A 13,671-nucleotide genomic window follows, 5' to 3' on the forward strand; every position below is an offset into this window, starting at 1 on the left:
CTACCGCATCGTCAAGCAGGACTGATGTCGCTCGTCCTCGACGACTCGCTCGCCCCGGAGCTCTACCCGCTCGCCTGGCTGGTCGGCACCTGGCGCGGCCCCGGCGTGCTCGCCTACCCCGGCATCCCGGACGGCGGCGTCGTCGCCGATCTCGTCGTGACGCACGACGGCGGCCCCTACCTCCAGTACACCTGGACGCTCGCCACCGGTCCGGCGCTCGCGCACGACGCGCAGCTGAGCCCCGACGACGTCCGCGAGCTCACGGCCGGCGAGGTGTGGGCGCAGGAGTCGGGCTTCTGGCGTCCCGCGACCGGCACCGAGGCCCTGCCCGTCCAGGGCGCGCGCGCCGACAGCCCGGCGCCCACCGCGATCGAGGTCCTGCTCGCCGAGGCCGCCGGCGTCGCCGCCGTGCTCGCCGGCAGCGCGCAGGGGCCGCGGATCGACCTGGTGAGCGAGTGGGTCGCCTCGACCCCGTCGTCGCCCGCCGCCGTCACCGCGATGCGCCGGATGTACGGCTGGGTGCGCGGCGAGATCTTTTGGTCGCACGAGCTCGCCGCGTTCGGGCAGGAGCTGCAGTCCTACGCGTCGGGCCGCCTCGTCCGGCTGGACGCGCCCGCCGCCACCTCCGCCGCGGCGTCGGCCGGCCCGGCCGCCGCGGCCGACGAGTAGGGACGCGCCGTCATGCTCGCGGTCCCGGGCGCCGTGGTGGACGCCGCCGCGTCGGCGGCCGGGCGCCAGGTCGCGGCCCACTACGGCAACCCCGGCCGGGAGCAGCGCGCGCTCGAGACCGGCCGCGGCGTCGTCGAGCTGCCGTCCGTCGTCGTCGCCGTCTCCGGACGCGACCGCCTCGGCTGGCTCGACACCCTCTCCTCCCAGCGCACCCGCGACCTCGCCCCCGGCGACAGCGCCGAGATCCTCCTGCTCGACGTCCACGGCCGGATCGAGCACGCCGCCGCCGTCGTCGACGACGGCGAGCGCACCTACCTCGTGACCGAGGCGGACCGCGCGGCCGGGCTGGCAGCGTTCCTTGACTCGATGCGGTTCATGCTCGACGTCTCGGTCGCGGTCCGGGAGGACGTCGTGGTGCTCGGCGTCGTCCCGGGCGGCGGCCCCCTCACCGGGCCGTTCGCCGACCTTGCCGCCGACGCGGACGTCCTCGGCCTGTGGCGCGACCCGTGGCCCGGCGTCGTCGAGGGCGGCACGCGGTACGCGCTCGTCGGTCGCGACGACGCGGCACACCCGGGCCGGGAGCTCCCGGTCGCGCTCGCGCTCGTCGCGGGCGACGCGCTCGACCGCGTCGTCGCCGCGCTCGGCGCGGCCGGCGTCCGGCCGGCCGGGACGCTCGCCTGGGAGGCGCTGCGGGTCGCGAGCTGGCGCCCGCGCCTGGCCCGGGAGGTCGACGACCGGTCGCTGCCGCACGAGCTCGACTGGCTGCGCACCGCCGTCCACCTGCACAAGGGCTGCTACAAGGGCCAGGAGGGCGTCGCGCGCACGTTCAACCTCGGGCGTCCGCCGCGCCGGCTCGCCTTCCTCCACCTCGACGGGTCCGACCACCTCCTGCCCGAGCCCGGCGCCGCCGTCGAGCACGGCGGCCGCGTCGTCGGCTCGATCACCTCCGTCGCCCGCCACCACGAGCTCGGTCCGATCGCGCTCGCGATCCTCAAGCGCTCGACGCCGGTCGACGCCACGCTCGACGTCACCGGCCCCGCCGGTCCGATCGCCGCGTCCCAGGAGGTGATCGTCGCGCCCGACGGGCACGGCGACGGCCGCCCCGAGGCGCGCGGCCCCGTGACCCCGGGCCTGCGGCGACGGTGAGGCCCGTCCTGGCCGGGCCGGCCGCCCGCGCCGGTCTGCAGCGTGCACGGGACACCGCCGGTCCGATCACCTGGACGGCGCTCGCGTGCGGGACCGCCTACGCGCTCGCCGCCTGGCTGCTCTCCAACCCCTACCCGTTCTTCGCCGCGGTCGCGGCGTTCGCCGCGCTCGGGTTCAGCCCGGACGTCCGGCCCCGGCGGGTCGGCGAGGTCGCGTTCGGCGTCACCATGGGCGTCGGGCTCGGGGAGCTGTTCCAGACGTGGGTCGGCTCGGGGGCGTGGCAGGTCGCCGTCGTCGTCATCGTCGGGACGCTCGTCGCGCGGGTCCTCGACCCCTCCCCGGTGCTCACGACGCAGTCGGCCGTCCAGGCCATCGTCGTGCTCGGCCTGCCGGCGGCCGCGACGACGGCCGGACCGGTCGGTCGCTGGCTGGACGCGCTGCTCGGCGGTGCGGTCGCGCTCGTCTTCTCGCTGTTCATCCCCAAGGACCCGCGCCGCCGGCCCCAGCTCCTCACCCGCGACGTCGTCACGAGCATCGCCTCGATCCTCGGGCTCGTGGCGCTGGCGCTGCGGACGGGGGAGCCGTCGCACGCCCAGACCGCGCTCGTCCGCGGTCGGTCGCTGCAGCCGGCGCTGACGGCCCTCGAGGACGCGGTGGCGGCCTCGGCCTCGACCGCCCGGCTCTCGCCCGCGTGGCGTCGGTTCCGGGCCGACCTGGACGAGCTCGCCGACGCCGCCGAGCACGCGGACCGCGCCGTGCGCTCCTCGCGCGTCCTCGCCCGGCGCGTCGCGACGGCCGGCGGGGTGCGGGACGAGGAGATCGCGCAGCGCTGCGAGGCGCTCGAGGCGGGCGCGTCGCGGCTCGCGGGGGCGTTCGGGGGACGACGCGACCCGGCGGCCGCGAGGGCGCTGCTGGAGCAGACGGCCGCGACGCTCGTCATCACGGGGGAGCGCGACCCCATGCGCCACACGCTCACGTCGCTGTTGCGCTCGGTCGCGTTCGACCTCCTGCTGGCGGCCGGCGCGAGCGAGGCCGAGGCCACCCGCGCGCTCCAGCGCTGAGGCGTTGGTTAGGCTCGGGACGTGATCGCGGCCACCATCGCCTCCTTCGTCTTCCTCGCCCTCGGTCTCGTCGCGTTCGCGATCGAGGTCTGGGGCCTCGTGGACGCCGCGCGCCGACCGGGGCAGGCCTACGTCGACGCGGAGAAGCGCACGAAGCCGTTCTGGGTCGGCCTCACGGCCGCGGGTGCCCTGTTCGGCTATCTCTCGATCCCGGTGATCGCGCTCGGCCCGGTGCGGATCGGCGGCGGGCTGCCGCTGCTGTTCCTGCTGGTGTCGGTGCTCCCGGCGGCGATCTACCTCGCGGACGTCAAGCCGGAGGTCATCCGGTTCACCCGGCGCTCGCGTCGGGACTACTGAGGTGCGGGCGGTCCTGCAGCGCGTCACGCGGGCCGACGTCGTCGTCGACGGCGAGGTGGTCGGCGCGATCGGCGACGACACCGGTGAGCTGCCGGGCATCCTCGCCCTCGTCGGCGTGACGCACGACGACGGGCCGGCCGCGGCCGCGACGATCGCCCGGAAGATCGCCGACCTGCGGATCATGCGCGGCGAACGGTCGGTCGCCGAGCTCGCGGCGGCGGGGGAGGGCGGCGAGGTGCTCGTCGTCAGCCAGTTCACCCTCTACGGCGACGCCCGGAAGGGGCGGCGACCCACGTGGGTCGCCGCCGCCCCCGGCGAGGTGGCCGAGCCGCTCGTGGCGGCCGTCGTCGACGAGCTGCGCTCGCGCGGGCTGACGGTCGCGACCGGGGTCTTCGGCGCCGACATGGCGGTGTCGCTCGTGAACGACGGGCCGGTCACGCTCGTCCTCGACGTCTAGTCGTCCTCGACGTCTAGTCGGCCGGGGTCGGCGGTCAGCCGGCGTCGGGCCCCGGGTAGGCCGAGGTGTCCATGAAGAACGGCTCCCAGACGATCCCGTCGAGGTCGCGGAACGAGCGCGTGTACATGAAGCCGAGGTCCTCGGTCGGTCGGGCGGCGCTGCCGCCGGCGGCGACGACCCTCTCGAACAGCTCGTCGACCGCCTCGCGGCTGGCCAGGTCGAAGGCGAACATGCCGATGGTGGTCGCCCGCGGGTCGGCCGGCGCGGAGCCCTCGGGCAGGAACCGGGCGAACGACGACGGCTCGTGCAGCATGACCGCGACCTCGTCGGTGAAGACGAGGCACGCGACGTCCTCGGCGGAGTAGTCGGGGTTGAAGGAGTAGCCGAGCGACGTCCAGAACTCGCGCGTGGCCGCGATGTCGACGATCGGGAAGTTGGGGAAGAACATGGGCGTCTCTCCTGGTCGGGATCGGGTGGTGCGGGGTTGACCCCGCGCCGGAGGAGAACTCATCGGTCCGGCGCGAGGTCGACCGTCACATCTTGCGCGAGTAGCTGCGGACCGCGAGCGGCGCGAAGATCGCGATGACGACGGCGCACCCGACCAGCGCCCACACGACCGCCGGCCCGACGGTGAAGGAGTTCGCGAGGTCGCGCACGGCCGTCACGATGTGCGAGACCGGGTTGACCCGGACGAACGCCGCGAGCCAGTGCGGCAGCGACTCGACCGGGACGAAGGCGTTCGACAGGAACGTGAGCGGGAACAGGATGACCATCGAGATGCCCTGGACGCTCGTGGCCGAGCGCGCGATGGTGCCGACCCAGGCGAAGATCCAGGCGAGCGACCAGCCGGAGAAGACGACGAGCAGGATCGCGCAGGCGACCCCGCCGATGCCGCCGCCCGGTCGGTAGCCCATCGCGATGCCCGTCGCGAACGTGAGGACCGCCGCGATGAGGTAGCGGGCCAGGTCGGCGATCATGGGCCCGACGATGGGGGCGACGCGGGCGATCGGCAGGGACTTGAACCGGTCGAACACGCCCTTGTCCATGTCCTCGCGGAGCTTGACCCCGGTGGCCATCGACGTCGTCAGGGCGGTCTGGGCGAGGATGCCGGGGATGAGCAGCGGCAGGTAGGCGGCGACGCCGCCGGAGATCGCGCCGCCGAAGATGTAGGCGAACATCGCCGTGAACAGCAGCGGCTGCACGATCACGTCGATCATCTGCTCGGGCTTGCGGAGCATCATCCGCAGCGCGCGGTGGGCGAGCGCGCCGACTTGGCGGAACGCGTCGGGCAGCGCGACGTGGGACGTGACGCGGGGGAGGGTCGCGGTGGTCATCACATGGTCCTCTCGAGGACGGGGAGCTCGGGGGAGTCGGGGGTGCCGGGCTCGTCGGGGGAGTCGGCCGGTGCGCCGGTGATCGAGAGGAAGACCTCGTCGAGCGTCGGGCGGCTGACCTGGAGGGCGAGCACGTCGACGCCGTGGCGGCGCAGCTCGGCGAGCGCCTCGATCGCGCGGTTCGCGTCGGGCAGGGGGGCGGTGACGCGGGCGCCGGAGACGTAGGCGGGCGCGTCGAGGACGCGGGCGAGCGTGTCGCGGGCGAGCGTCGCGTCGTCGGCCACCGCGAGGTCGACGACGAGGCTCGACCCGCCGATCGACGCCTTGAGCGCGTCGGGCGTGCCCTCGGCGACGATCCGGCCGTGGTCGACGACGACGATGCGCTCGGCGAGCTGGTCGGCCTCGTCGAGGTACTGGGTGGTGAGCAGGAGGGTCGCCCCGTCGGCGACGAGCCGGCGGATGGTGTCCCACATCTGGTTGCGGGTGCGGGGGTCGAGGCCCGTCGTCGGCTCGTCGAGGAAGATCAGCGGCGGCCGGGTGATGAGGGAGACGGCGAGGTCGAGGCGGCGGCGCATGCCGCCGGAGAAGTTCTTGAGCGCGCGGTCGGCCGCGTCCTCGAGCGAGAACTCCTCGAGCAGCTCGTCGGCCCTGGTGTTGGCCGCGGGGCCGCGCAGCCCCTCGAGGCGGCCGAACATCCGCAGGTTCTCGCGGGCCGTGAGGTCCTCGTCGACGCTGGCGTACTGGCCGGTCAGGCCGATGAGCTGGCGCACCTCGTGCTTGTGCTCGACGACGTCGTGGCCGAACACCTCGGCCGTGCCGCTCGTGGGGGCGAGCAGCGTCGCGAGCATCCGCAGCGTCGTGGTCTTGCCGGCGCCGTTGGGGCCGAGCAGGCCGACGATCTCGCCGCGTCGGACCTCGAGGTCGACGTTGTCGACCGCGCGGTTGGTCCCGAAGTCCCGGACGAGGGAGCGAGTGCGGACGGCCGGTGCGTCCGCGTTCCGTGTGTGTGTCATGGGGAAGAGCATCGCGTCTCTATCGAGATCTGTCAACGATGTATCGCGATGGAGTTTCAACGGTCTCCTGTCTCACCATCACGCCTGGGGCGAACACGGGCACACCGGCGGGGTTCGCGCGGTTAGCCTGGGTGAACGCCGCCCGCGGGACGCCTCTGCGACCCGTCGTAGCCGGAAAGAAGGTGCGCCATGTTCGAGAGATTCACCGACCGGGCCCGCCGTGTCGTCGTCCTGGCCCAGGACGAGGCGCGCATGCTCAACCACAACTACATCGGCACCGAGCACATCCTGCTCGGCCTCATCCACGAGGGCGAGGGCGTCGCAGCGAAGGCGCTGGAGTCGCTCGGGATCTCGCTCGATGTGGTGCGTCAGCAGGTCGTCGACATCATCGGGGAGGGCCAGCAGGCGCCCACGGGTCACATCCCGTTCACCCCGCGCGCCAAGAAGGTGCTCGAGCTGTCCCTGCGCGAGGCGCTGCAGCTCGGCCACAACCACATCGGCACCGAGCACATCCTGCTCGGCCTCATCCGCGAGGGCGAGGGCGTCGCCGCCCAGGTGCTCGGCAACCTCGGCGCCGACCTCGGTCGCGTGCGCCAGCAGGTGCTCCAGCTCCTCCAGGGCCAGCCCGGCGGCGGTAAGGAGACGGTGTCGGCCGGCGGTCCGCAGGAGGGCACGCCGTCCGGCTCGGCCGTCCTCGACCAGTTCGGGCGCAACCTCACGCAGCTCGCCCGCGAGAACCGGCTCGACCCGGTGATCGGGCGTGAGCGCGAGACCGAGCGCGTCATGCAGGTGCTCTCCCGCCGCACCAAGAACAACCCGGTGCTCGTGGGCGAGCCCGGCGTCGGCAAGACCGCCGTCGTCGAGGGGCTCGCGCAGGACATCGTGCGCGGCACGGTCCCCGAGACGCTCAAGGACAAGCAGCTCTACACGCTCGACCTCGGCGCGCTCGTCGCCGGCTCGCGCTACCGCGGTGACTTCGAGGAGCGCCTGAAGAAGGTGCTCAAGGAGATCCGCACGCGCGGCGACATCATCCTGTTCATCGACGAGATCCACACGCTCGTCGGGGCGGGGGCCGCGGAGGGCGCGATCGACGCCGCGAGCATCCTCAAGCCGATGCTCGCGCGCGGCGAGCTCCAGACCATCGGCGCCACGACGCTCGACGAGTACCGCAAGTACGTCGAGAAGGACCCGGCGCTCGAGCGCCGCTTCCAGCCGATCACGGTGAACGAGCCGACGCTCGCGCACGCCATCGAGATCCTCAAGGGTGTCCGCGACCGGTACGAGGCGCACCACCGCGTCACGATCACGGACGGCGCGCTCGTCGCCGCCGCGACGCTGGCCGACCGCTACGTCAACGACCGCTTCCTCCCCGACAAGGCGATCGACCTGGTCGACGAGGCCGGCGCGCGCCTGCGGATCCGTCGGATGACGGCGCCGCCGGAGCTGCGCGAGCTGGACGAGCGGATCGCCGAGGCGCGACGCGCCAAGGAGTCGGCGATCGACGACCAGGACTTCGAGAAGGCCGCCCGCCTGCGCGACGACGAGAAGAACCTCACGCAGGAGCGGCTGGAGAAGGAGAAGGCCTGGAAGTCGGGCGACATGGACACGGTCGCCACGGTGGACGAGGACCTGATCGCCGAGGTGCTCGCCGTCGCGACCGGCATCCCGGTGTTCAAGCTGACCGAGGAGGAGTCCTCGCGCCTGCTCCGGATGGAGGACGCGCTGCACGAGCGCATCGTCGGCCAGAAGGACGCCGTCAAGGCGCTCTCGCAGGCGATCCGCCGCACGCGCGCCGGGCTCAAGGACCCCAAGCGCCCCGGTGGCTCGTTCATCTTCGCCGGGCCGACCGGCGTCGGGAAGACCGAGCTGGCCAAGGCGCTCGCCGAGTTCCTGTTCGGGGACGAGGACGCGCTCATCCAGCTCGACATGTCCGAGTACGGCGAGAAGCACACCGTCTCGCGGCTCTTCGGCTCCCCGCCGGGATACGTCGGCTACGAGGAGGGCGGGCAGCTCACCGAGAAGGTGCGGCGCCGGCCGTTCTCCGTCGTGCTGTTCGACGAGGTGGAGAAGGCGCACGCCGACATCTTCAACTCGCTGCTGCAGATCCTGGAGGAGGGCAAGCTCACCGACTCCCAGGGCCGCGTCGTCGACTTCAAGAACACGATCATCATCATGACGACGAACCTCGGCACCCGGGACATCGCCAAGGGCGTGCAGACCGGGTTCCAGGCCGGCGGCGACCTCTCGACCGACTACGAGCGGATGAAGTCGAAGGTCAACGACGAGCTCAAGCAGCACTTCCGGCCCGAGTTCCTCAACCGCGTCGACGACGTGGTCGTGTTCCCGCAGCTCTCGCGCGACGAGATCTTCCAGATCGTCGACCTGCTGGTCGCGCGCCTGGACAAGCGGCTCGCCGACCGCGACATGACGATCGAGCTGAGCGAGGCGGCCAAGACGCTGCTCGCCGACCGCGGGTACGACCCCGTGCTCGGGGCCCGGCCGCTGCGCCGCGCGCTCCAGCGCGAGATCGAGGACGCGCTCAGCGAGAAGATCCTGTTCGGCGAGCTCCGCTCGGGCCAGAAGGTCCTGGTGGACGCCCGCGGCGAGGGGCTGCTCGGGGAGTTCACGTTCGTCGGCGTCGACCGCGACGACCCGCGTCTGGACTCCTCCGCGATCGGCGAGCCCGAGGTGGTCGTCGTCGGCGCGACGGTGGCCGACGCCCCGGCGACGCCCGTCGAGGACGCGCCGAGCCCGTCCGAGGGCTGACCCGGTCGACGACGGCCGCCGCACCGATCGGTGCGGCGGCCGTCGTCGTGTCCGGGGGCTCCCGCCGGGCGCGCCCGTGAGCCGACGCAGAACCTTCACACGGCCGGGGTCGCTCGGGGATGTCGCGCGGGCGCGGATCGGGGTACGCTGGTCACACAGGTCGAATCGATTCGAGTCCGGCATGCGACGTCGATCGGCACCTGTCCCCGATCCCGACGACTCCTCGTTCCACCTCTTTGCTCCATCGGAGGCTGTGCCCGTGTCCAGGGCCCTGACCAGCGGATCCCCGCTCAAGCTCATCGTTCGTTTCGCAGTGCCGATGTTCATCGGCCTGCTCTTCCAGCAGCTCTACCAGTTCGTCGACGCCCTCGTGGTCGGTCGCGTGCTCGGGATGGACGCCCTCGCCTCGGTCGGCGCCAGCGGCGGCATCACGTTCCTGCTCCTCGGCTTCACCATGGGGATGGCGAACGGTTTCGCCATCCCGGTGGCGCGCGCGTTCGGCGCGGGCGACGCGGCCGGGCTGCGCCGGGCCGTCGCGGTCGGCGCGATCCTCTCGGCCGGCATGGCGGTGCTGCTGACGGTCGGCGGCATCCCGCTCGCCCGTCACCTGCTCGTCCTGCTCCACACGCCGGCCGAGCTCCTGCCGCAGGCGACCACCTTCCTCACGGTCCTCCTCGCCGGCAGCCCGACCCTCGTGGCGTTCAACTACCTCTCGGGCATCATCCGGGCGCTCGGCGACTCCACGACCCCGCTCATCTTCCTCGCGATCTCGAGCCTGCTGAACGTCGGGCTCGTCGTGCTCCTCGTCGGCTGGGCCGACCTCGGGATCGGCGGTGCGGCGCTCGCGACGGTCGTCGCCCAGCTCGCCACCGTCGTCGCCTGCCTCTGGCTCATCGCGCGGCGGATGCCGCAGCTTCGACCGCGGCACGAGGACTGGCGCCCGGCGCGGGCCGACGTCGTCGAGTCCGTGAGCATCGGCCTGCCGATGGGGTTCCAGATGTCGATCATCGCCGTCGGCACCCTCGTGCTGCAGTACGCGATCAACGGCCTCGGGGCCGGGGCGGTCGCCGCGTTCACGGCGGGCAGCCGCGTCGACGCGCTCGCGATGGCGCCGCTCCAGGCGCTCGGGATGGCGGTCGCGACCTACGTCGCGCAGAACCGCGGGGCCGCGGCGTGGTCGCGGATCCGCCGCGGGGTCTCCCAGACGGCGTGGCTCGGGGCGGGGGTCGCCGTCACGGTCGGCGCGGCCTGCATCCTGTGGGGCGACGCGATCATCGGCAGCTTCACGGCGACCGACGCGCACAGCGAGGAGATCATCCGCACGGCGCACACGCTGCTGCTCGTCAACGGAACGCTCTACTCCGTGCTGGCCCTCCTGTTCATCTTCCGCTCGGCGCTCCAGGGCCTCGGTCGCAGCGGCATCCCGACGTTCTCCGGCGTCATGGAGCTGCTCCTGCGCTCGGCGGCCGCGCTGCTGCTGGTCGACACGCTCGGGTTCCTCGGGGCCGTGCTCGCCGCGCCGATGGCGTGGGTTGGCGCGCTCGTCCCGCTGTGGTGGTCGTGGGAGCTGCGGCGTCGTGAGATGGGTCTCGTCGCCGACGGGCTCCCGTCGCCGCGCGAGGCGGCCGAGTGCCGACGGTCGGGTCGCCTGGCGCCGACCCGCGCCCGGGTCAGGGCCGGGGTCCGCGCCGGCATGACCGCCGGCGCGACCGTGCGGGCGCGCGTGCGCCACCGCGCGGACGAACGGGCCCGCGTGCGCCAGTGCGGGATCTCCTCGGCGGCCGCGCTGCGCGCCGGCGCGGAGTCGGCCGTGGCGCTCGCGTCGGGCTCGGCGGCGGCGCTGCCTCCCCGGGGCACGCTGGCCCTGCCGGTCGAGACCGGTAAGGTCCCTGGGCGTGAGCACACTTCCGCCGCTGCCCGGCTCTCCTGATCCGACCACGCCGCCGGTCGGCGCCACGCCGCCCGCCGGCCCCGCGCCGGCCGGTCCCGGTGGGGCGCCCGGCTACGGGACGCCCGCGTACGGTGCCCCGGCCTCCGGGGCGCCCGCGCCGGGGTACGGCCCGTCGGAGGCGGGAGCGCCGGCCTACGGCGTCGCGCCCGCGGCGTCCGCGTACGGGATGCCCGGGCTGCCGGTCGTCCCCGCGTCCGACGCCCAGCCGACGGCGTTCATCGACCTCACGGTGCAGGGCAACCGGTTCACCTCGAACATGGTGCCGCCGTTCGTGATGGTGAACGGCCGCCCCCTCGTGAGCGAGTACGGCTACCGTCGCGTGCCGGTGCCCGCCGGCCCGGTCCGGATCGACGTCGAGTGCCGGTGGACCCGCACGTTCGGCCAGGCCTCGATGATGCTCGACCTCGCGCCGGGTCAGGCCGTTCCGGTGTTCTACGCGGCGCCGGTCTCGGTGTTTCAGAAGGGGCGGATCGGGCACGAGAAGCAGAGTCGCGCCGGGACGTGGTGGCTGCTCGGCATCGTCGGCGCCGCGATCCTCCTCCCGCTGCTGTTCGGGATCATCGCGGCGATCGCCACGAGCTGATCAGTCGGCGAGCGTGTAGCGGCCCGACGCGTCGTCGTAGCGCGCCGTCTGGCCCGGCCGGGCCACGAGCGTGAAGGGCTCGGTCCACGGGAAGCGTCGGACGTAGTCGGCCAGCGAGGTGACCTCGACGTTCGCCGCGTCGGCCGTGTACTCGGCGGTCTCGGCACCCGTGAACGAGCGGAACGACCCGTCCGGAGCAAGCTGCAGCCAGCGCGGCGGGTGCTGCGCGTGCAGCCGGGAGAGCATGACGGGCATCCGGGAGCGCGCGTCGGTCGTGCCGGTGGCGCCGGCGTCGTTCACGGGGGTGGGCGGGCCGCCGACGGGGCTCGCGGCCCCGGTCGGCCGGGCGTTCCGGGCGTTCCGGGTGTTCTCCGCCCGGTTCCCCGCGCCCGTGACGGGGGCGCCGCCGGGGGCGGGCACGGTGCTGGTTCGCTGCACGTCGAGCAGCGCGTCGATCGACCCGGCCCGCGCCAGGAGGCCGGCCCAGCCCTCGGCCGCCATGACGGCCGCCTCGGGATCGGTGATCAGGCGGAGCGTCCGGACGTGGCCGACGAGCTCGCCGGCCGGGTTGCGGACCTCGTCGAAGGAGGCGCCCCAGCGCGAGGTGGTCGCCACGATGGCGGCGATCTGCGTCCCCGAGAGGAAGGGCGTGCCGTTGCGCCACGGCGTGTCCACGGGTGGGACACGGCGCCGGGTCGCGACGTCGTTCGCGACGATCCGCAGCGCGACGAGCGCTGCGCCCTCCTGACCGGGGGGCACCTCGACGGCCAGCTCGACCGGGAGGGCGCCGTCGACGGGCAGCCGCCCGACGCCGGCGGTCATCACCGTGACCGGGCCGCCCTCGTCCTGGTCGGGCGGCGTCTTGGCCACCACCATGACGGAGCCGCCGATCTTCTCGGTGAGCACGCGCGGCGTGACCCCGAACGCGTTCCACACGTGGAGCGGGAAGGACTCGTCGGGCTCAGCGAGGGGGAGGGCCGGGGCGCCACCGTCGTCGGTCATCCCCCGACCCTAGGGGCACGGCTCGGCGGAGGGGCTGCCCGGACCGCTTGTATACTAGACGGATGGAGCACACCTGGCGCTGGTTCGGCCCCGAGGATCCCGTCCGGCTGAGCGACATCCGACAGGCGGGCGCCACCGGCGTCGTCACCGCCCTGCACCACGTCCCCAACGGTGAGGTGTGGGAGGTTGCCGAGATCCAGCGTCGCAAGGACCAGATCGAGGCGGCGGGGCTCACGTGGTCGGTCGTCGAGTCGATCCCGGTCCACGAGGACATCAAGCGTGGTCTGCCGACCCGGGACCGCTATCTCGAGCGCTACGCGCAGTCCGTGCGCAACCTCGCGGCGTGCGGCATCGACGTCGTCTGCTACAACGTCATGCCGGTCCTCGACTGGACCCGCACCGACCTCGCCTACCCGCTGCCGGACGGGGCGTGGGCGCTCCGCTTCGACCACGTCGCGTTCGCGGCGTTCGACCTGTTCATCCTCCAGCGTCCCGGCGCCCGCGAGGAGCACGACGAGGCGGACGTCGCCGCCGCGCGGGCGTACCACGAGGCGCTGGGGGAGGGCGAGCGCGAGCGCCTGGTCGCGTCGATCATCGCGGGACTGCCCGGGACCGAGGAGCACTACACGCTCGACACCATCCGCGAGCGGGTCGCCGGCTACGACGGGATCGACCGCGACGCGCTGCGTGAGAACGTCGCCGTGTTCCTCCGGCACGTCGTCCCGGTCGCCGAGGGGGTCGGCGTGCGGATGGCCGCCCACCCCGACGACCCGCCCCGGCCGCTGCTCGGCCTGCCGCGCGTCCTCTCGACCCTCGCGGACGCTCGCTGGTGGCTCGACGTCGTCGACGTCCCAGCCAACGGGCTGACGTTCTGCACGGGGTCCTACGGGGTGCGGCCAGACAACGACCTCGTCGCGATGGTCCGCGAGCTCGCGCCGCGCCTCCACTTCGTGCACCTGCGCTCGACCCGTCGCGAGGCCGATCCGCGCTCGTTCCACGAGAGCTACCACCTCGGGTCCGCCGTCGGCGCCGACGTCGACATGGTCGGCGTCGTCCGCGAGATCGTCCGCGAGGAGCGCCGCCGTCGGGAGGTCGGCCTCACGGGGCCGCGGCACCGACTGCCGATGCGTCCCGACCACGGCCACCAGCTCCTGTACGACCAGGAGTCGGGGCGGCGCACCAACCCCGGGTACTCGCTGCTCGGGCGGATGAAGGGACTGGCGGAGCTGCGCGGCATCGAGGCGGCGGTCAACGCACTCGCGTAGGCCGGCCACCGAGCGCCGCGAGCCCGGGCGAGCTGCACCTTCCGTTGCCGGACGGCGTCGTGGCTGG

General features: G+C 73.6%; 13 protein-coding genes. 9 read left to right on the plus strand and 4 right to left on the minus strand.

Annotated features, from left to right (window positions below; genetic code table 11):
• Positions 1-24: 24 nt before the first annotated feature.
• The 5 genes from EDD28_RS09240 to dtd are packed head-to-tail and all read left to right on the plus strand — an operon-like array spanning position 25 to position 3,690.
• The gene (locus EDD28_RS09240; RefSeq protein ID WP_123739341.1) at positions 25-669 is read left to right on the plus strand and encodes a heme-binding beta-barrel domain-containing protein; all 645 of its coding nucleotides are present in this window, start codon (positions 25-27) and stop codon (positions 667-669) included.
• Positions 670-681: 12 nt separating this feature from the next.
• Positions 682-1,815 carry a CAF17-like 4Fe-4S cluster assembly/insertion protein YgfZ gene (gene ygfZ / locus EDD28_RS09245; RefSeq protein ID WP_123739342.1) on the plus strand — a complete coding sequence of 378 codons (1,134 nt, stop codon included), beginning with the start codon at positions 682-684 and terminating at the stop codon, positions 1,813-1,815.
• Positions 1,812-2,876, plus strand: coding sequence for an FUSC family protein (locus tag EDD28_RS09250; RefSeq protein ID WP_123739343.1), 1,065 nt, complete (start codon positions 1,812-1,814; stop codon positions 2,874-2,876). Before ygfZ ends, EDD28_RS09250 begins: the two co-directional genes overlap by 4 nt.
• Before the next feature lie 21 nt (positions 2,877-2,897).
• Positions 2,898-3,233, plus strand: a complete 336-nt coding sequence (locus EDD28_RS09255) for a DUF2516 family protein (protein ID WP_123739344.1) — start codon at positions 2,898-2,900, stop codon at positions 3,231-3,233.
• A gap of 1 nt (position 3,234) precedes the next feature.
• Positions 3,235-3,690 carry a D-aminoacyl-tRNA deacylase gene (gene dtd, locus EDD28_RS09260; RefSeq protein WP_123739345.1) on the plus strand — a complete coding sequence of 152 codons (456 nt, stop codon included), beginning with the start codon at positions 3,235-3,237 and terminating at the stop codon, positions 3,688-3,690.
• Positions 3,691-3,724: 34 nt separating this feature from the next.
• Here dtd and EDD28_RS09265 read toward each other — a convergent pair whose 3' ends face one another.
• The 3 genes from EDD28_RS09265 to EDD28_RS09275 form a co-directional block, all read right to left on the minus strand.
• Complete coding sequence (locus EDD28_RS09265; RefSeq protein ID WP_123739346.1) at positions 3,725-4,138, minus strand: VOC family protein; 414 nt, start codon at positions 4,136-4,138, stop codon at positions 3,725-3,727.
• A gap of 85 nt (positions 4,139-4,223) precedes the next feature.
• A complete protein-coding gene (locus EDD28_RS09270; protein WP_123739347.1) occupies positions 4,224-5,024 on the minus strand; it encodes an ABC transporter permease in 801 nt (266 codons plus the stop codon).
• The gene (locus EDD28_RS09275) at positions 5,024-6,037 is read right to left on the minus strand and encodes an ATP-binding cassette domain-containing protein (RefSeq protein WP_123740030.1); all 1,014 of its coding nucleotides are present in this window, start codon (positions 6,035-6,037) and stop codon (positions 5,024-5,026) included. The genes EDD28_RS09270 and EDD28_RS09275 overlap by 1 nt, the downstream gene beginning before the upstream one ends.
• 189 nt (positions 6,038-6,226) lie before the next feature.
• Between EDD28_RS09275 and EDD28_RS09280 the strand changes: the two genes are divergently transcribed.
• The 3 genes from EDD28_RS09280 (at position 6,227) to EDD28_RS09290 (ending at position 11,337) form a co-directional block, all read left to right on the plus strand.
• A complete protein-coding gene (locus EDD28_RS09280) occupies positions 6,227-8,803 on the plus strand; it encodes an ATP-dependent Clp protease ATP-binding subunit (protein ID WP_123739348.1) in 2,577 nt (858 codons plus the stop codon).
• 259 nt (positions 8,804-9,062) lie between these two features.
• Complete coding sequence (locus EDD28_RS09285) at positions 9,063-10,733, plus strand: MATE family efflux transporter (protein WP_170169413.1); 1,671 nt, start codon at positions 9,063-9,065, stop codon at positions 10,731-10,733.
• Positions 10,699-11,337 carry a hypothetical protein gene (locus EDD28_RS09290; protein ID WP_123739350.1) on the plus strand — a complete coding sequence of 213 codons (639 nt, stop codon included), beginning with the start codon at positions 10,699-10,701 and terminating at the stop codon, positions 11,335-11,337. Before EDD28_RS09285 ends, EDD28_RS09290 begins: the two co-directional genes overlap by 35 nt.
• On the opposite strand, the gene EDD28_RS09295 is transcribed toward EDD28_RS09290, so the two are convergent.
• Positions 11,338-12,339: a suppressor of fused domain protein gene (locus tag EDD28_RS09295; protein ID WP_123739351.1), complete on the minus strand. Its 1,002-nt coding sequence runs from the start codon at positions 12,337-12,339 to the stop codon at positions 11,338-11,340.
• A 62-nt stretch (positions 12,340-12,401) separates the two neighbouring features.
• Here EDD28_RS09295 and uxuA point away from each other — a divergent pair, with 62 nt between their 5' ends.
• Positions 12,402-13,604, plus strand: a complete 1,203-nt coding sequence (gene uxuA, locus EDD28_RS09300; RefSeq protein WP_123739352.1) for a mannonate dehydratase — start codon at positions 12,402-12,404, stop codon at positions 13,602-13,604.
• Positions 13,605-13,671 lie beyond the last annotated feature (67 nt).

The organism is Salana multivorans (assembly GCF_003751805.1).
GTDB classification, from domain to species: Bacteria; Actinomycetota; Actinomycetes; order Actinomycetales; family Beutenbergiaceae; genus Salana; species Salana multivorans.